Here is a 17,532-nt window from a genome sequence, read left to right on the forward strand (position 1 = left end):
CCTTTTTTTATATAATCCGTAAATCAAAAAAGATACTTTTATACAAAATCATCCTTCTTCTATCATTTCTTATTTAATATGGAATTCATTCATAGTAAACCCCAATTTCTCCACATAATTCATCCCTAATTCCATTCGAGCAGTCTTCAGCGGGTCAACCACTTGACAAACTTTTAAATTGCCGGCAGCTGATAATAAAAGTATTGCATCAGCTTTAGACATTTCTAATTCTTCATGTAAAAATGTCACCATATTACGTACAGCACGATTCGCTGCATCATCTAGCAATTTTTCTGAAGCAATCGTCATTACTTTTTCTTTTTGAATAGCCATTGGTAGTGGCCATTTTTTCCCTTTTATAATTTGGACTGTTACGGTTACCTCACCAGCAACCTCTACTCCACTAACCCCAATTTCACCATCGCCCATCGCTGCGTGTAAATCACCTAATGCTAATAGAGCACCAGGAACATTTACAGGTAATAATAATATTGCCCCTTCTTTTATCTCTTTACAGTCCATATTCCCGCCGTGATCATGCGGTGTGCCACATGAAATGCTCGCTTCTTTCGGCGCTGTTCCAATTACACCGATCATTGGATTAATCGGGATTTGTAGTTCATTTGAAAACAGAACATGTTCATTATGTATTGAGACGATTTTCACTGTATTTTCATGTAGCTCTTCACCCATTACGCCAAGATTCACCCCTGTAGTTAAAACACCTTGCTCTGCAATTTTTATCTTTTCAATCGTAACAACTAATATATCACCAGGTTCTGCACCATTAATATATACTGGACCAGTCGCTGGATTAATCCGATTCCAATCTAATTCTTGAAACACAACATCTTCAGAATTAATTTGATTTTCAAAGCAATCATATGTTTCAAATATAAGGCGACTCCCAATTTCTACTTCCATACATGGTTGATTTTCTGGTGACATTGCGTAAATGATATGGTCTTTCTGAATTCGATGCATATTATCTCTCCTCTTTATATTAGTCTACAATTACTAATTAGCTTTTTTCATAAAAGCTCCTTTTAATAATTAATGAATTTACATATAGAAAAGCACTTAGCTTATTTTCATACATACACTCTTTACTATAACAGGTAAAGAAAGTTGGTATCACTATGCCCTTTATTCCATATAACGAAAGCGATGTTGATTTACTAGCTCGTTTAATGCGTGCTGAAGCTGAAGGCGAAGGTCGACAAGGTGAACAACTTGTTGGCTGCGTAGTAGTAAATCGTGTATTTTGTGATTGCTTAGATTTTAAACAACTCCGTACCGTACGTGACGCTGTATATCAAAGCCCTGGTGGATTCGAAGCAGTGCAATACGGATATTTTTATCAACGCGCTCGTGAGTCAGAAAAAGAAATCGCACGAAAAGTTTTACAAGGTGAATGGCGCTGGCCTGCACGATGGGCTCTTTGGTATTTCCGTCCAGTTGGATCTTGTCCACCCCAATGGTATAACCAGCCATTTGTAGGACAGTTTAAAAGCCATTGTTTTTATGAACCTAGTGGTGATGAATGTCCGAAAATGTATTCACGTTAGTAAAATTCGCAACGCAAGTACTTAGCTGAGTACTTGCGTTGCCTTTATTTTTTAGAAATCTAATAATTCGATAAATTTTTCGATACCTACAACATGTATTAATAACGGTATACGAGGGCCACTGGACTGATTCATAATAAGCCTATAAATTATAATAAATAATTGTTTTTGATTTTCTTTCATTATTTTTTTATTTTCATGATGACAAAGCTCGTACAATTGTTCCATTAAGTTAGAGTAATCTTTGTTAGAACGAAGTATGTTGCAGACTTCTACTAACCATTCTTTCTGTCTTTCATCTAATGTGTTGTAAAACTCTATATTTCTCTCTTGATTTACCGCCATTAATTTTTCAGATTGAAAGTTTCTAACCCAATACTCTGCACGTTTACTTATCGTTATCATATCCTCTAATGCATAATTCCTATCTATTTTGTCTAATATACCTTGTAAAATAGATGAATCAAAATTTAATAGCGGTAACGTTCCTGCTACTTGATTAAATTTCGGATATTCTTTAAATCCGCTATCTACTCTAGAAAGTTTAATTGCATCAAATAAATCTTCATTTTTGAGCGTTTTATTTTTATAACTATCTTTTAATCGTTCATACTCTGTATAATTGCGAATTACATCTTCATCAAGACCGATATGAAACGCTGAGTCTGGCCTATATTTTGCAAACATAAATAGAATCACTTCGGGCAAATACACTTTTAGCAACTCGCTAGGTGTAATACTATTCCCTGAAGAACTAGACATTTTTTCATGATTCCCTTTAATACCAATGAAATCGTAAGCAACGTAATGAGGCGCTTCACGATTAAATATTTTTCTCGCAATTTCTTTTGATACATTATAACTACCCGTTTCTGATGAATGATCTCTTCCGCCTGGTTCAAAAACAACATCCTCTATCATCCATCTCATCGGCCAATCGATTTTCCAATTCAATTTCATATTATTTGTATTTAGTATAGATAATTCATTTTGATTTCCACATTCACATTCATACCGAACTGTTTTTAATCCTTCATCAAAATGCGTAATCGTTGTGGCATCTTTCCCGCATTTCTCACAATATAATGTAACCGGATAAAAGCCATCTCGCTCTTCTTCACTACATTCTCCTGTTTTAAAACTCATTAAAATATCATATATTTCTTTTCTTTTATATAAAGCCTCCAATATGCTTTTGTTATACCTTCCGCTCCTGTATTCATCATGTTGATAAATAAATTCTACTTCAATTCCAAATGCTTGAAGAGATTCCTCAAACTCTTTTTCAAAATGATCAGCATATGAATTATGACATCCATACGGATCTGGTATATTACAGTATGGCATACCGATATACTTTATAAAAGATGGATCAATATTTTTAGGAACTTTTCTAAACCTGTCGTAATCATCCCATGAAAATATAAAACGCGCCTTTTTCCCTAAATCTTGAAGTGCCCTTACAACAAAATAAGTCGTTACGATTTCACGAAAGTTTCCAATATGAATAGAACCTGATGGACTAATTCCAGATGCGCAAACAAAAGTTTCCTTGTTTGGATGTTTTCTAATTAATTCATTTGCTACTTCATACGCCCAATGCATATACTACTCACCTCAATTATATTTTTGTTCTCACATTTTCATTTTTTTGCAATAAAAAAACTCCCACCCCCAAGATTATTCATCTTGAGGACGAGAGTTATTAGCTTCGCGGTACCACCTCAGTTTGTTAATATGTCGCCATACTAACCTCTTCAGGTACGGCAAAATAGCTTATACCCTATCTCTATAACGGGAGAACCCGTCGCACCATCCCTAAATAAATTAGTTCCTTGCGCAGCTCCAAGTCTTTTTTCGTTAAGATGTATACCGCTCTTTCTCAGCTACCAGAGCTCTCTGTATGTATTCTTTCTTAACTACTCTTCTCTTCCATGCCATTTTAAATATTAGTTTTTTCATATGATAATTTAAAATGGTTTTATTGTCAAACTTTTCCGAAATAAAACAGTGTAATTATCTAAAAAAATTCTTTATCGCTTCTAATTGAATTTTGTGGCTACACTCATCACAACAATATAACCCTTTTGGTTTCTCTTTAAATCGCTTATATTTTTCACTACCTTCATACACACGAAATATATTTTTACAAGAAAAGCAAACAATTTCATAAAACATCATATGCATTTTCCTCTCCATGTTTATACATTTTTTAATCACTCGAGAAAATCACTTTTCCATAGTACAAATCTTAATATCTTCTGATTAAAAGGTTTACCTCTATTCTTATCGAATTATATAAATATCTTATAAAGCGAGGTGAACATCTTGGACAGTACTATAGAATTAGTTTTAGATGCGAAAGCAAGTTTAGCTGAAGGACCATGTTGGGATGAAAAAAAGCAACTTTTATACTGGGTTGATATTGTGGAGAAACAATTATGCATATTTAGCCCTACCGTTAATACAAACCGAGTAATTGCTCTCAATCAACAAATTGGCTGTGTTGTTCCATATTTAGATGACGTACTACTCCTAGCTATGGAAAATGGCTTTTATTCTATTAATATAAAAACAGAAAAACTGACACATATTTTTGACCCTGAACCACATTTATTTGATAATCGTTTTAACGATGGAAAATGCGATCCAGCAGGACGTTTTTGGGCAGGTACTACAGATACATACGGTATTAATGCTGCAGGTTCCTTGTATTGTTTAAATAATAGTTTCAAGGTAGAGAAAAAAGTTTCACATGTAAATACATCAAATGGCATCGCTTGGTCACCTGATTATACATACCTTTACTATATTGATACACCTACTAAAAAAGTAGTTCGTTTTCATTATAATATTTGTACTGGAGAAATTCGTAATCCAAATGATGTAATCATTTTCCCCGAAAATGACGGTCTACCTGATGGTATGACAATTGACAAGGAAGGTTGTTTATGGATTGCTCATTGGGGAGGTTCAAAGATTACTAGATGGAATCCTTCAACTGGAGAACGAATATTAAGCATCCCAATTCCAGCGCTATATGTAACCTCGTGTACATTTGGAGGACCTAATTTAACAGACCTATATGTTACAACAGCCAGAACAAGAATGACAAATAACGAATTAAAAGAATATCCACATGCTGGTGGTATTTTTCGAATTCAAACAAATATAAAAGGTTGTCCTACCCATTCATTTTGCAATAATAATATTGGAGCTGAAACAATATGAATCGTCTCAATTACATAAGACAAGAAGAAAAGAAATATCATGACCTTTGCTATGAACAATACAAACTATTTGAAACTGGCTCTTGGCTTTACAAACCGGTTAAAACAGTTATGGATTTGATGGATTATTTTGAAGGAAAAAACAACTTGCAAGTACTTGATCTCGGCTCTGGCGTTGGAAGAAATAGTATCCCAATTGCCCAAAAGATTCAAAATACTAGTGGTACTGTTACATGTGTGGATTTACTTCATTCCGCTTTAACAAAATTACAAACTTATAGTAAAGAATATGGTGTAATTAATAATATTAAAACAGAACAAGCAGCAATTGAAAACTACTACATTCAACCTAATACTTATGATTATATCGTTGCAGTATCCAGTTTAGAGCATGTTGAGTCAGAAGAAGATTTAAAACACGTGCTCCATTCTATGAAAAAAGGTACAACAAGCGGCGGTATTAATTGTTTAATTATTAACTCGAACATACAAGAAATTGACTTACATACAAATGAAGAATTAGATGCTTTAATTGAAATTAACCTTCCTACTGAAGATATAATACATCTATTAAAAAGTATTTATAAGGAATGGAAAGAAATTAAAGTTGAAATAAAAGAATTAGTCTATGATATTGTTCGCGATGAAAGGCATATTCAATTAAAAACAAATGCTATTACGTTTGTTGTTCAGAAATAAAACTATAAAAGGTAAGGTTTTCCCCTCATATATTCAGAGAAACACCCTTACCTTTCAATGATCAATTCTTCAAAAAATTGCTTCGTTATTAGTTTTGGCTTTATCTAAAACATTATTTTTATTAGAAATACTATTAAGCTATTAATTAAATTCATTTGTTAATAATTGCTTGTCGAGCTTTTTCTTTATCATCAAAATGAATAGTTGAATCTTTTAAAATTTGATACGTTTCATGCCCTTTCCCTGCAATCAAAACGATATCATTAGAAGATGCCATGTTTATTGCGTGAGTTATTGCAAGTTCACGATCTACTTCTACTTTATAATTCAAATTATTATTTTGCGAAAATCCTTTTTCAATATCTTTCATTATTGCCTGCGGATCTTCCGAACGTGGATTGTCAGAAGTAATAAAAACAAAATCGCTATAACTTCCAGCAATTCCGCCCATTATAGATCGTTTTTTTGTGTCTCTATCTCCACCACAACCGAAAACAGTAATAACTTTACCTGTTGAAAACTCGCTAATTGTAGAGAGAACATTTTCTAACGCATCCGGTGTATGAGCATAGTCCACTATTACAAGAAAATCTTGATTTTCATCTATGATTTCCATTCTACCTTCAATACTCTTTAAGTTAGATAAGCTATCACAAATGTTTGTAAGCGGAATACCTTCAACCATTGCAACTGTTATTGCTGCTAATGCATTATAAACATTAAAACGACCTACAAGATTAAGGCTAACCTCTATTTCTCCATTAAAGGACGAAACTAAAAAACGAATTCCTTTTGGGCTTAAAGTTATGTTCTTCGCTTGAACATCTGCTCTATTATGTATTCCATATGTGATAACCTCAGCTGAAGTAATTTTTTTAAAGTATTCTACCGATGGATCGTCTGCATTCAAAACAGCTATTTTTTTATCCGTAGTAGATAAATCATTTCCTAATCTTGAAAAAAGAAGACCTTTTACATGCTTATATTCATGAAATGTTCCATGATAATCCAAATGATCTTGCGTTAAATTTGTAAAAACAGCTATTTTAAAGTTACACCCTTTCACTCTTTCCATATGTAAACCTTGTGACGTAACTTCCATAACACAATAATCTGCATTTTGATTTTTCATCATTTGCAAATTCCGTTGAAGTGTTGGAGGTTCTTGCGTATTAATATCAGTAGGATACCATTTTGAATCAACTTTCACTCCGTTATTCCCCATGAGCCCCGTGTGATATCCATAATCACTTAAAATTTTTTCAAGTAAATAGGAAGTAGTTGTTTTTCCATTTGTACCTGTAATTCCAATTAGCTTCATTTTATTAGATGGATAACCATAGAAGTGTGACGCAATAACTGCCATAGCATATCTAGCATCTTTAACAATTATTTTAGGTATCTCAATATTTACATCCCTTTCTACAATTAGCGCTACAGCACCATTCTTCACTGCATCTTCAACAAATTGATGTCGATCTTCAAGAAAACCATCGATACCTGATACACATATAAATAGATCTCCATCAGTTATCTTTCTAGAATCCATTTCTAACCCCGTAATTTCTACATCCATATTGCCAATAGTTTCTTTAATCAATAACAAATTCGCCAGCTCTTTTAGTTTCAAATGTCCCGCCCCCTTAAATATTCCCCCTATTTATTTTACCACTTTATATAAAATAATAGCTTAAAATCCCATATTGATTTAACGAAATTTATTCATCTTAAATAAACAAAAAATAAAAGAGCACTTGTTTCCGCAAGTGCTCTTTTGGGGATTTTGAGATACCCTATTAACGAAAGTTAAGGTTACTTAAAGTTAAAAGGTATTTCTATTATATGCTTGTCCTCTTTATTTGTGCATAATTAATATATAAACATATTTAATCATTCTTAATAACTTTTAGTTATAGTTCTTTCTTACATTTTATCGTTAAAAAGTTGATTGAAGGTTTATTTGCCATGTTCTTATTTGGTTCATCAATTTCCGAAACTTGTACTAATCCATATTGATTAAAATCTTTTTTTATAGATTCAGAATCATAGAAGAACATTTTTACGCCTTCCATTATCTCATAATAATCTTTATCCAACTGTTTTCCTTTTCCGTACATTGGAGCTTTTTTAGAAACAGTTGTAAAAACCATATATCCACCTGGTTTTAACTGATTATAACAATTTTCAATAAATCCCTCTCTTTCCTGATCATTCAACAAATGAAGAAGAGCATGACTAAAGATCCCATCATACAGTTTATTATCAAAAGGCATTTCGTTTACCGAACCGTGATAAATACTAACATCTTCTAGTCCGTTTTCTCTTGCTAAATCGATCGCTGTTTTCGAAATTTCAATACCTGTTACATTTATACTATTTTCGATAAATACCTTCGCGTTTCTTCCATAACCAATACCCGGAACTAATATGTCCTTAACGTTCTTTTCTAGAAAAAAATCTTTTGCCAAAATTGCAGATTCTGTAGGTTCAAAACCCCACATCGTTTGTTTCTCAATAAAACTTGATTCCCAAAATTCCATTATGTTTCTATCTCCTTATTTTTATCTCATGTTTAATATCACATGAAAGACCTATTGCTTTTTTCACCACAGTCACTATAGGTCCATTGAATATATCATATTAATAAGCCTATATCTAATTTAAAGATTGGCTGAATATCTATTCTAAATATTAACTTTTACATTTAGAAAAAAGAAAAAATGCCAATAATTCAATTAGATATTGGCATTTCACATAAGAAATTATCTTTTTATTTTGTGCTGATCTATTACTTTTTCTAACATTTCTAAAGTTAGCGGTTGAGCTTTCTCTATTAATTGATAACCAATACGTCCATTCGGCTCAGCTGTAACTTGCTGTAAGCTCTTCAGATCATGAATTCCTTTTTCTCTTAATTGCATATATAGTTGTTGTTCCGACATTTTCGCCTTCATCAAATTCTCTTTTACAATCTCTCCATTTTCTACTACTATAATGCTACTGCCATTTAGGAATTGTTCCATCTTCTTTGATTTCAATTCAAAGAAATGAATGATAAGAAGGACGCCTGCAAATATTACAGCTGCAAATATAGATGGGCCTACTTTCCTACTTAATACAGGCTCCACAATAATACGTGCAATTGATACTACTATAATAATTTCAGCTCTTGTCATTTGGCTAACAGATTTACTACCTGTCATTTTTAATGCAATAATCCCAGTCAGAATTAAAATAATGCTTTCAAAAATCATATTCATAATAGCCCAATCCTTTAATGGTGAATGTTACTAGCATTCCCATTTCATATAGCATTCTAAATGTAGTTTAATTAAACTTTTTTGTAAAAATCAAACTTATATATACTGAAAAAGAACCTATTTTAATCAACCTTTTTTCAACAAGGATTTGATGGTCCATCTTCCATTGTCAAAAAAAAGAAAAAGCACCCAAATGGATGCATATAGATTAAACTTATTCATTATTACTTTCTTCACTTTCATCATCAACTGATTTGGAGTCTAACATGCTGCCTATATCAGGCGGTAATGCTAACTCTATTCCAGCCACTGGTTGATTATCTTCATTAAACCATTGTTTCTTAAATTTAATCAATTCTTCATTTCCCTTTTTTCCATCCATATTACCCCACCTTTTATGTACATGATATGAAACATTTTACTTAATATGTACATTGAGAAAGATAATATACTATTTGTACATAATGAAAGAGCAAAAACCATTCTCTGTTTTCACAACCCGTTGTACCTATTAAAGAATCCCCGTACATGTTACTCCGCGCTCTGCTATCATATTAGTGTCTAAACATATGTGGGCTATGTGACAAGTACCTGGTCATTTTGTTCATTATTCATATGAGACAAATACTTTTAAAGGGGTAATTATTCCTTGACTTAATTCCTCAAAACATTGAATGAGTCCTGTATATTGTATTTCATGTTGAAAAATCTCTTCTATCCATGGTGTTTGTTCTATTTGACTAAAAAACCAATCTGCATGTTGTTGATAATTATATCCGTCACTTGAACCAATGATCCGCAGTTCTTTCTCATAAAAATCAGCGGTTAATGTTAGTTCCTCTAAATTCCCATCAGAAAGTATACATATTTCACTATTACTGTTAAGTGCTTTTTGTAATGTATGAAATCCGATATTTGTAGCAGAACATTCGAAACCGTAATTATATGTTTCTATTATTTGTTCTTCTGATTCATATGTGTTTTTCGCACCAAAATTCTTTGCAAAATCTCTTCTATTTTTATTAGGTTCAACAACATCTACATGCTTAACACCTACATAGTATTTTAAAAAATAACAAGCGAGTAAACCAATAACTCCCATTCCAGTTATAAGTACTTTTTCATCCTGTCGCATATTTAGTTTTAATACTCCTTTAGCAGCATCACACGAAAGAATAGATAATAACGCCACTTTAGGTTTTATATAACTAGGAACTCGAATTACTTTATCCCCCTTAACTATTCCTATCGTTTCATGTCCATAAAAAGAAACTACTTTATCGCCTATGTTTAAATTCGTTACTTTATTACCAACTTGAATCACTTCACCATAACTTTCATATCCAGTTTTTCTTGGATAAATAGGATTTGTATCTGAAACATCCGATTCTTTATACTGTGGTAACTCTGCTCCAATACTTATTGCACCTGCAATTGTTTTAACGATAATTTCATCATTCTGTATAGACTTAATTTCGCGCGTTTCCCACTTAAGACGTTTTGGTCCTTCTAAAACTAATTTATTTTGTTCCATTTATAACCCTCACATTTTATAAAAATATATTCTCACTACATTTCAAACAATGTATAATAAATTCATCTAAAATTTAAGCTATAACGTTGGCTAGCACCCAACAGTGATAATATGATAATTGAATTTGATGGATATGGTATAAATGAGTATGTAGCTGGACAATGCGTTTCAATTACGAAATTAAAAAGGATGTATTTGAATGTAAAACATGAGGGGATTTCTAACGGTGGTGCCATCGATCTGTTTTGTGTTCGACATAATTATGAATGTCTTCCCCGCTCTTTTTGTAAAGACATTATAAGTGATATTGTAATCGATCTAGATACCGACTATATTTATTTACCTAATCTATAAGCCTATCTTTATCCTTTTCCTTTATTTACCGTACATTTCTGCCCAGCACCTAATAAACAATTAACCATAAATTAACTATTCTGATAACATTTTAAGAAAAGTTGTTGCCGCCCAAATGAAATACGCAATTTGCGTCACGATATACATCGTAATTTCAAAACCTGTAAGCTTTCTTTCCCTTTTTATTTTCTTTAAATATCTATAAAAACAAAATGAACATAAGATTAGTAAAACAATAGACATTTGATATAAATTTTCCACTAAAAGAACTGCCATTTATTTCATCACCTTTCCAATAAAAAAGTATATAGTTCAAGCATATCATATTAATGGAATTCATTACCATAATTTTCAAATTAAATAATCTTCCTAAGTAAAAGAAGTCACTTTTTTTTTTATGTTTCAATACAATATTATGTAATTCACTACGCTCTATATAATATTAGATTACTTTTTCTTTTACTGTACATGCTTAGGAGGAAGTTTTACATGCAATTGATTCATAACATAAAAAAAGCGTTTCATAACTTATGTGACTACGATATGGCCAATCTAATATCCGCTATTCAATCATTAAATATTACACTTCATAAAATATCTCCTTTTATTACTTCACCAATTAACCTTGAATACGGAAGAAATGTTATCTATAAGTCTGAATTTGTGGAGGTTTTAGTATTAAATTTTCCTAGCAAAGCAAAGACTCTTATTCATGATCACGGAATATCTATAGGATGTATATTAATAGTCAATGGTACGCTACAAAATATTAAGTACGAAAAAAATAGCGAACGGATTGAAGAGTTTACAGAGGGAAATATTTTCACCGTAAAAAAAGATACTGTGCATAAAGTGTATAATGCTACAGATTCAACAGCAATAACATTCCACGTATATTCACCACCATTAAAAGATGTACAAATATATGAGTAGTCTTTAAAAGGAGGCAATATGCAAAATTTAAAGGATCACTATATAAAGAGCTTACAAGATGGTCGAAATGTTTGGCTCTATGGAAAAAAAGTAGATGTAACTACAGACAACAATTTTGCGGGGACACTATGTACCATTTCTAATTTATTTTCGTTATTTGATGATCCCAAACAGAGAGATTCTATTGGATATGTGAGCCCAAAAACGAAAGACTTTGTTCATAAATCATTTTTAGTTCCGAATTCCTATAATGAATTATTAATGAGAAGAACTGCATTTGAAACATGGAGTTATGCTACAGACGGTGTAATGAGTAGACTATCTGATTACGCAAGATCGAGACTTACTGGCTGGTACGTATCAAGAGATTTTTATAAAAAGTTCGATGCACAGTTTCCAGATAAAATCGCATCTTATTACGAAAAAGCTAGGGATAATCACTTGTTTTTAAGTGTAGTCCAACGTGATCCACAAATAAATCGCTCAACAGAATCAATGTTAAATGCAAATGACTTAGGGTTGCTAAGAGTTACAAAGGAAACTTCTGATGGAATTTATTTAAGTGGTGCGAAAATGATAGGAACTGCTTCTCCTTATTCAAATGATTTATTAATCTACCCATTAACAAAACTGACTGACGCTCAAAAAGATTTAGCTCACTTTCTTATCGTGGCAGCCAATTCTCCAGGATTACATATGGTTTGTAGAGAACCATATGCAAATACAACTTCAAGCACAGTTGATTCCCCTATTAGCTCACAGTATGATGAAATGGATGCACTATTAATCTTTGATAATGTATTTGTCCCTTGGGAACGTGTTTTACTTTATAATAATCCAAAAGCAATTTGGGCTATAAAATCAGATACAGCTTCTAGTAGTTTAGCTTATCATCAAGCTATAGTAAGATTACTAATAAAGCTAGAATTTATAACTGCGATTGCTTTTGAAATTGCTGAAGCAATTGGAGCTCACACTTATTTGCATGTTCAAGAAAAACTTGGAGAATTAATTATGCAAATCGAAACAATTCGCGCACTTTTAATTGCTGCAGAAGTTGAAGGTAGTACAAATGAAACAAAAACTTATTTACCAAACTTTAAATATATCGAAACTGCAAGGAATCTTGGTTCTAAATATTATCCCCGCGCAATAGAAATTTTACAATTAATTGGAGCAGGTGGCTTCATTCAACTTCCTTCAAGCTCGATTGATTTCCAGAGTCCAATAGCTGATTTATTAAAAAAGCACTTTAAAGGAACAAATATAGATGCCGAACAACGCACAAAATTATTTAAGTTAGCCTGGGATATTATTGGAAGCCCATTAGGATCAAGACACGAATTATACGAAAGATTTTACGCGGGAGATCCAATGCGAAATATAGCTACACAATATGTAAATTATGATAAAAATCACTTTAAAAAGATGCTAAGTAAATATTTATGATGAAAAAGAGCACCCTTTGCTAAGAGTGCTCTTAAAAAATATATAATTATCCAGTTACATATATAGTTGCTCCGACCACAACTGCTACTTTTTCCGTAATGGTTTCATCTTATTCACCTTTATGTTTCTAATTAAGCTTTATAACTTTTGGTATATGATGCTTCCTATCATATTTCCTCGTATAGATCTCTCCATCTGGAGTAACGAATTGTAATACAATCTCACCACAAACTCCATCTAGTATTTCAAATTCATCTTCTGCATTTGAAATACTGCGTTCCTTACCTTTAATAGAACCTTCGTCAACTACCCCCACTGAGATAAAACCTTTCAGTGGGGGCTTGAGTTCGAACACTAGGTCTTTTCGTCTATCGCTAGACAGTTTGACGCTCTAGCATTCATGCTACCTTATGGTAACACCCCAAGTCTGTTTTTGGTTGGTACTGACAACGAACGATTGTTTTCCCACTTGCACCACCCTTTCGAAAAAGAGCGGTTCTCCCTTATGGAAGAAGCCACCACTCAGATGACTCCGGCGTGTGCTACAAGCCCCGACAAGCCGCGTACACATGGATGGTTGACGCACCCACTAAGCTATGCGTGAGGCAATAGCCTTACGTTTTTGCACTTCTAATAGAATCTGCGTTTTCACTTTCAGATTTTCATCCAGTTCTACAACTCCTGATTTTTTCAATATATTCAGCGCACCATTAATATCAGCATGGATACATGTTCCTGCTTTACTTTGATACAGACCACGCGTAATTCGTTTGCCACTAAAGCGATACTGTGTCTTATCATCCTTAGACCAAACTGGAACCGGATCCTTATCAAGAAAACTAGCTTTTGAAGTATAGCTTTCTTCTTGTTTGAAAAATCGAATGCCTTCTTTTACACATTTATTCTCAATCGCTGCAATCAATTTTTGAAATGGGATTTGAACAAACTTTTGATTATTCTTTTTCCCCATATGAGATTTATGTTTCCAACCCGTGTTATATCCTACGACAACCGTATCTATATCGAATTCTTTCACTTTTTTGAACAATAGGCCTAGCGCTTGTGCAATGTAACCGTTTATTTGTCTTTCTCGTTTATGCCAAAGTGCAGCGATTTTATTCGTTACAATACGTTTTGAAATTCCATTGTCCATATTTTTCTGTTGGAGGTTACATATTATTTTGTTGAAGTATTGATTTATGGATTTTAGTTTTTTTCCATCAATTAAGAAGGCATCACCTGTATTGGTTACGCAACTTAACAATCTGTCTACACCTAAATCGCAACTCAAAGCGTTACTCGTGGTCGTGGATGGTTTCTTCATTTGAGAAACGTGCATTTCATATGTGTAATGCACCTCAAAGAACCGACCTTTTTGCTTCGGTACAATCTCAATGTAGGAGATGTTTTTATTTCTTAAGTTTTTTGGCATACGTATTTTAATGGAACCGAATTTTTTTCTGAATGCAACATTCATCGGAATCATCCAATACCCGTTCTCATCCACTTTTGGCACTTGATAGATTTCAATAATTCTTTTGTCAGTGGAACGAGAATAATTCGGAAACTTCGGACGACCTGTGAACTTCTCAGGATTTTTCTTCCACTGTTCCAATGCCTTAAAAAAGCTCTTCACTTCTGTAAATAAGGCTCTACGAATCGCTTGAACAGAATTTGATTGAACGCCCCAATAATTCGTATCGGCTTGCATGGCAGTGTCCACTTCTTTTACAGTAGCCATCCTGTTATGATTCAAGTAACTTTGTTTCATCGTGTACAATCCAACATTCCTCAATGCCTTTGAACTGTGTGACATGCGTTGTAGTAAGCGGAATTCTTTTGCAGTCAGACAAGCTCGTCCGATATTCTGTTTCTGCGTGAATCGTTGCATGTTTTCTCTTTTCTTTTGTTTCCGTAATACTTTCACTGCTTTCTTTCTAGTCATTGTTTTCACCACCTTTCTTAGAGGGAGTATTAAAATTATTTTTGACAAATTAATATGTAGAAAGAAATGGAACAAGTAGCGGAATGAGAATCATTATCTAATTTCGTTGTCTTACAATCTATTTCCTCTTTATCTACATGATATCGTAAGAAAAAAAGAAACAAACATTCGCCCTCAAATATTATTATGAGCGAAACAAAAGAGTTCAGCCTACCTGCTGACGGCAATTCATCTCCACCTGAATTGTTGGGTTTCACCCGTAACACAAATCAGATGGAGTTTTCTTGCCGAAAAGGATAAATTTTCACATTAAATATAGGTTCATTATTTTGACCTATGATAATACCTCTTGAATACTTACCAACTGCAATGCATTTCTTTTTTATATTAATTAGTCACAACTATAGCTCCAATTATTGCAGCGATACACACAAACAAGAGAATTATTTTGCGTCTCACAATAAACCTCCTAATTCAATTTATTCTTTTTTAAATTGAAAATTTAGACGTTCTACTTGTTTGATTTCCTCCACTACTTTACGAATTCCTTCCTCAATCCTATCTTCCTTTACATTCGATACGTTTAACTTTAATAGTCTTTGTTTCGGAAAACCTCTCACATAATTTTTATCAATCGAATCAATCAGGATTTGTATTTCACTTAGTCTTTGTATCAACATGTCCGAAATACTTGTTTTATGTACTTCTAAACAAGTATGGATTCCAATTGTATTTTGCTTTTTATATGTGAATAAAAGCGGGTTTTCACTATGCATTCTTTCTAATGCTTCTGCTAGTTTTTTAGATCTATTATTATAGGAAGATTTAATTTTATTTTTATGGCGTTCGAACATGCCACTCTTTATATAAATTTCTAAAGCAGCTTGGGATATCATTGGACTATCGATATCTAAAATCTTTTTATATGTATGAAAAGCACTCGAAATAGCCGTTGGAATAACTGCTACACCAACTCGTAAACCTGGAAAAATAATTTTTGAATAACTTTTTAAATATATAACATGATTACTATGATCCAAGCTATATAACGGATCGGCTTTTGAATCTGTTTCTAAATCTGCTAAATAATCATCTTCTACTATAAATACATTATATTTCTTAGCCAATAGTACGATTTTTTCTTTCTCACCTTTAGAATAAGAAGTTCCAAGCGGATGATGATATCTTGGTATTGTATAAAAGAATTTTATTTTACCAGTTCGAAAAATACGCTCCAATTCATTTAAATCAATACCTTCACTCGTACGTTGAATACCGATTACAGGGACTTTATTTATTTTTAGATATTCTATATATAAATGATACGTTGGCTGTTCAACTAATATTGTTTCATTTTCATTTGGAAATGGTATAGAAGTTAATATTGCAAGTGCCTGCTGCACACCTGATGTTATAAAAATATTGTCTTCTTTCGTGAACACTTGATAATTTGCCAACTGTTTTTGAATGACTGGAATTAAAGATGGTAACCCTTTCGGTGTTCCGTATACGAACAAATCATTTTTATAAGTATCAATTGCCTTATTCATACAATGCTGAAAATCTAAATATGGAAAAACATCTGGATCTGGTGCTGAGGAAGCAAAATCAATTATCCCGTCATTTTCTACAAAACTCCCTGACTTTTGAACAACGTAGTATCCACTTTGAGGGATAGAATATATAATGTGACGCTTTTCTAATTCATGAAGTGCACGTATAACTGTCGCCTTATTACATTCATATTGCGTAACAAGCGATCGTATAGACGGTAATTTCTTTCCTTCTTTTATTTCTCCATGTTGAATCATGTTTTCTATATCATTAAAAATACGTAAATACTTATACATTTTACACCTCCTTCAGCAATTTTATATTTAATTACATCGATTTTTCATCCATATAGCATTCATTCCTCAATTAGTTAATTTTTCGATTATCTATATCGTAAATCCCAATAGCATATGAATCATTTTCAATCCATTTCTTTACTGCTTCTGTTTTAAGTACACCTTCAATCTCTTTTTCTATTTTCTGCCCAAGTTCTCTCGTCCTTACTTCATCATTGCTAATCTTAGTTTTTATATCAATAGCAACAGGTTGATTCTTTTTATAATTTATTTGCTGAATCCCAAACCCTTCATATCCATTTTTTCTGAATACGTCATCAAATATCTGTCCAAAAACTAACTCCCATCTATGTTCTGCATTTACAATCTCCTTGTTTCTTTGAGATATATTTACTTTATAAGACATAATGCCTTGAATTTGCAATCTTTTATTAATTTCTTTTTTTATTTCGTTAGCATCTTCGCTATCAGCAATCTCTAAATTTACTATTCTTTCCTTTTCATCCCATATAGCAGCACTAAAAAAAGATTCCTCCTTGACTGTCGCTGTAGCAATATCCATAACTATAGAATCTTCACTTTTGGATTCTTCCATTTCAGACTCACAAGCACACAATAAAGCAATTGAAAATAAAAATACAATCAACTTCTTTCCTCTTTTCATTGCACTTCCCTCCGTAAATTTTCATTTACGATAAACTTTTACTTTC

At 32.6% G+C, this 17,532-nt stretch carries 18 protein-coding genes, 2 pseudogenes and 1 other annotated feature; of the genes and pseudogenes, 6 read left to right on the forward strand and 14 right to left on the reverse strand.

Annotated features, from left to right (window positions below; genetic code table 11):
- Positions 1 to 69: 69 nt before the first annotated feature.
- Entirely contained in the window at positions 70 to 984 is a 915-nt protein-coding gene (locus MR083_RS01550; protein WP_000554779.1) for an acetamidase/formamidase family protein, read from the reverse strand.
- Positions 985 to 1,139: 155 nt separating this feature from the next.
- Here MR083_RS01550 and MR083_RS01555 point away from each other — a divergent pair, with 155 nt between their 5' ends.
- Positions 1,140 to 1,568, forward strand: coding sequence for a cell wall hydrolase (locus tag MR083_RS01555; RefSeq protein ID WP_046647109.1), 429 nt, complete (start codon positions 1,140 to 1,142; stop codon positions 1,566 to 1,568).
- A 51-nt stretch (positions 1,569 to 1,619) separates the two neighbouring features.
- On the opposite strand, the gene lysS is transcribed toward MR083_RS01555, so the two are convergent.
- Positions 1,620 to 3,173 carry a lysine--tRNA ligase gene (lysS, locus tag MR083_RS01560; protein ID WP_061529056.1) on the reverse strand — a complete coding sequence of 518 codons (1,554 nt, stop codon included), beginning with the start codon at positions 3,171 to 3,173 and terminating at the stop codon, positions 1,620 to 1,622.
- 83 nt (positions 3,174 to 3,256) lie between these two features.
- Positions 3,257 to 3,512: a binding site (T-box leader), on the reverse strand.
- A gap of 72 nt (positions 3,513 to 3,584) precedes the next feature.
- Positions 3,585 to 3,755, reverse strand: a complete 171-nt coding sequence (locus MR083_RS01565; protein WP_000551043.1) for a DUF2197 domain-containing protein — start codon at positions 3,753 to 3,755, stop codon at positions 3,585 to 3,587.
- Between the two features lie 141 nt (positions 3,756 to 3,896).
- On the opposite strand from MR083_RS01565, the gene MR083_RS01570 reads away from it, so the two are divergent.
- Both MR083_RS01570 and MR083_RS01575 read left to right on the forward strand, forming a co-directional pair.
- Positions 3,897 to 4,799 carry an SMP-30/gluconolactonase/LRE family protein gene (locus MR083_RS01570; protein ID WP_242268296.1) on the forward strand — a complete coding sequence of 301 codons (903 nt, stop codon included), beginning with the start codon at positions 3,897 to 3,899 and terminating at the stop codon, positions 4,797 to 4,799.
- On the forward strand, positions 4,796 to 5,497 hold the full coding sequence (locus tag MR083_RS01575) for a class I SAM-dependent methyltransferase (RefSeq protein WP_242268298.1): 702 nt from the start codon (positions 4,796 to 4,798) through the stop codon (positions 5,495 to 5,497). Before MR083_RS01570 ends, MR083_RS01575 begins: the two co-directional genes overlap by 4 nt.
- A gap of 151 nt (positions 5,498 to 5,648) precedes the next feature.
- On the opposite strand, the gene MR083_RS01580 is transcribed toward MR083_RS01575, so the two are convergent.
- The 5 genes from MR083_RS01580 to MR083_RS01600 all read right to left on the reverse strand — a co-directional run bounded on the left by MR083_RS01580 (position 5,649) and on the right by MR083_RS01600 (position 10,291).
- Positions 5,649 to 7,127, reverse strand: coding sequence for a UDP-N-acetylmuramoyl-L-alanyl-D-glutamate--2,6-diaminopimelate ligase (locus MR083_RS01580; protein ID WP_242268300.1), 1,479 nt, complete (start codon positions 7,125 to 7,127; stop codon positions 5,649 to 5,651).
- Between the two features lie 280 nt (positions 7,128 to 7,407).
- Positions 7,408 to 8,037, reverse strand: a complete 630-nt coding sequence (locus MR083_RS01585; protein WP_049111241.1) for a class I SAM-dependent methyltransferase — start codon at positions 8,035 to 8,037, stop codon at positions 7,408 to 7,410.
- Positions 8,038 to 8,259: 222 nt separating this feature from the next.
- Positions 8,260 to 8,757, reverse strand: a complete 498-nt coding sequence (locus MR083_RS01590) for a DUF421 domain-containing protein (protein WP_001055959.1) — start codon at positions 8,755 to 8,757, stop codon at positions 8,260 to 8,262.
- A 214-nt stretch (positions 8,758 to 8,971) separates the two neighbouring features.
- Positions 8,972 to 9,139 carry a hypothetical protein gene (locus MR083_RS01595; protein ID WP_242268302.1) on the reverse strand — a complete coding sequence of 56 codons (168 nt, stop codon included), beginning with the start codon at positions 9,137 to 9,139 and terminating at the stop codon, positions 8,972 to 8,974.
- A gap of 225 nt (positions 9,140 to 9,364) precedes the next feature.
- On the reverse strand, positions 9,365 to 10,291 hold the full coding sequence (locus tag MR083_RS01600) for an alcohol dehydrogenase catalytic domain-containing protein (RefSeq protein WP_046647100.1): 927 nt from the start codon (positions 10,289 to 10,291) through the stop codon (positions 9,365 to 9,367).
- Between the two features lie 111 nt (positions 10,292 to 10,402).
- Between MR083_RS01600 and MR083_RS01605 the strand changes: the two genes are divergently transcribed.
- Complete coding sequence (locus tag MR083_RS01605; protein ID WP_041184669.1) at positions 10,403 to 10,645, forward strand: hypothetical protein; 243 nt, start codon at positions 10,403 to 10,405, stop codon at positions 10,643 to 10,645.
- A 75-nt stretch (positions 10,646 to 10,720) separates the two neighbouring features.
- On the opposite strand, the gene MR083_RS01610 is transcribed toward MR083_RS01605, so the two are convergent.
- Positions 10,721 to 10,921: a hypothetical protein gene (locus tag MR083_RS01610; RefSeq protein WP_000279696.1), complete on the reverse strand. Its 201-nt coding sequence runs from the start codon at positions 10,919 to 10,921 to the stop codon at positions 10,721 to 10,723.
- A gap of 213 nt (positions 10,922 to 11,134) precedes the next feature.
- Between MR083_RS01610 and MR083_RS01615 the strand changes: the two genes are divergently transcribed.
- Positions 11,135 to 11,578, forward strand: coding sequence for a cysteine dioxygenase (locus MR083_RS01615; RefSeq protein WP_242268303.1), 444 nt, complete (start codon positions 11,135 to 11,137; stop codon positions 11,576 to 11,578).
- An 18-nt stretch (positions 11,579 to 11,596) separates the two neighbouring features.
- Positions 11,597 to 13,027: a 4-hydroxyphenylacetate 3-hydroxylase family protein gene (locus MR083_RS01620; RefSeq protein WP_242268305.1), complete on the forward strand. Its 1,431-nt coding sequence runs from the start codon at positions 11,597 to 11,599 to the stop codon at positions 13,025 to 13,027.
- 127 nt (positions 13,028 to 13,154) lie between these two features.
- On the opposite strand, the pseudogene MR083_RS01625 reads toward MR083_RS01620, so the two are convergent.
- The 5 genes and pseudogenes from MR083_RS01625 to MR083_RS01645 form a co-directional block, all read right to left on the reverse strand.
- Positions 13,155 to 13,328, reverse strand: a pseudogene (locus tag MR083_RS01625) (carboxypeptidase regulatory-like domain-containing protein); the annotation flags it as partial.
- Positions 13,329 to 13,616: 288 nt separating this feature from the next.
- On the reverse strand, positions 13,617 to 14,972 hold the full coding sequence (locus MR083_RS01630; protein ID WP_061529057.1) for an RNA-guided endonuclease TnpB family protein: 1,356 nt from the start codon (positions 14,970 to 14,972) through the stop codon (positions 13,617 to 13,619).
- 296 nt (positions 14,973 to 15,268) lie between these two features.
- Positions 15,269 to 15,431 (reverse strand): annotated as a pseudogene (locus tag MR083_RS01635) (carboxypeptidase regulatory-like domain-containing protein); the annotation flags it as partial.
- 20 nt (positions 15,432 to 15,451) lie between these two features.
- Positions 15,452 to 16,822, reverse strand: a complete 1,371-nt coding sequence (locus MR083_RS01640) for an aminotransferase-like domain-containing protein (RefSeq protein WP_242268307.1) — start codon at positions 16,820 to 16,822, stop codon at positions 15,452 to 15,454.
- A gap of 70 nt (positions 16,823 to 16,892) precedes the next feature.
- Positions 16,893 to 17,486 carry a DUF4030 domain-containing protein gene (locus MR083_RS01645; protein WP_242268309.1) on the reverse strand — a complete coding sequence of 198 codons (594 nt, stop codon included), beginning with the start codon at positions 17,484 to 17,486 and terminating at the stop codon, positions 16,893 to 16,895.
- Positions 17,487 to 17,532: the final 46 nt, after the last annotated feature.

It is taken from the genome of Bacillus cereus group sp. BfR-BA-01408, assembly GCF_022663305.1.
Lineage (GTDB): Bacteria > Bacillota > Bacilli > Bacillales > Bacillaceae_G > Bacillus_A > Bacillus_A pacificus.

Excerpts from the sequence above, each read along its gene's own strand:
- MR083_RS01630 (WP_061529057.1), bottom strand. The coding sequence starts at position 14,972 with ATGACTAGAAAGAAAGCAGTGAAAGTATTACGGAAACAAAAGAAAAGA.
- MR083_RS01595 (WP_242268302.1), bottom strand. The coding sequence starts at position 9,139 with ATGGATGGAAAAAAGGGAAATGAAGAATTGATTAAATTTAAGAAACAA.
- lysS (WP_061529056.1), bottom strand. The coding sequence starts at position 3,173 with ATGCATTGGGCGTATGAAGTAGCAAATGAATTAATTAGAAAACATCCA.
- MR083_RS01590 (WP_001055959.1), bottom strand. The coding sequence starts at position 8,757 with ATGAATATGATTTTTGAAAGCATTATTTTAATTCTGACTGGGATTATT.
- MR083_RS01640 (WP_242268307.1), bottom strand. The coding sequence starts at position 16,822 with ATGTATAAGTATTTACGTATTTTTAATGATATAGAAAACATGATTCAA.
- MR083_RS01645 (WP_242268309.1), bottom strand. The coding sequence starts at position 17,486 with ATGAAAAGAGGAAAGAAGTTGATTGTATTTTTATTTTCAATTGCTTTA.
- MR083_RS01610 (WP_000279696.1), bottom strand. The coding sequence starts at position 10,921 with ATGGCAGTTCTTTTAGTGGAAAATTTATATCAAATGTCTATTGTTTTA.
- MR083_RS01565 (WP_000551043.1), bottom strand. The coding sequence starts at position 3,755 with ATGCATATGATGTTTTATGAAATTGTTTGCTTTTCTTGTAAAAATATA.
- MR083_RS01555 (WP_046647109.1), top strand. The coding sequence starts at position 1,140 with ATGCCCTTTATTCCATATAACGAAAGCGATGTTGATTTACTAGCTCGT.
- MR083_RS01620 (WP_242268305.1), top strand. The coding sequence starts at position 11,597 with ATGCAAAATTTAAAGGATCACTATATAAAGAGCTTACAAGATGGTCGA.
- MR083_RS01550 (WP_000554779.1), bottom strand. The coding sequence starts at position 984 with ATGCATCGAATTCAGAAAGACCATATCATTTACGCAATGTCACCAGAA.
- MR083_RS01605 (WP_041184669.1), top strand. The coding sequence starts at position 10,403 with ATGATAATTGAATTTGATGGATATGGTATAAATGAGTATGTAGCTGGA.
- MR083_RS01575 (WP_242268298.1), top strand. The coding sequence starts at position 4,796 with ATGAATCGTCTCAATTACATAAGACAAGAAGAAAAGAAATATCATGAC.
- MR083_RS01585 (WP_049111241.1), bottom strand. The coding sequence starts at position 8,037 with ATGGAATTTTGGGAATCAAGTTTTATTGAGAAACAAACGATGTGGGGT.
- MR083_RS01615 (WP_242268303.1), top strand. The coding sequence starts at position 11,135 with ATGCAATTGATTCATAACATAAAAAAAGCGTTTCATAACTTATGTGAC.
- MR083_RS01600 (WP_046647100.1), bottom strand. The coding sequence starts at position 10,291 with ATGGAACAAAATAAATTAGTTTTAGAAGGACCAAAACGTCTTAAGTGG.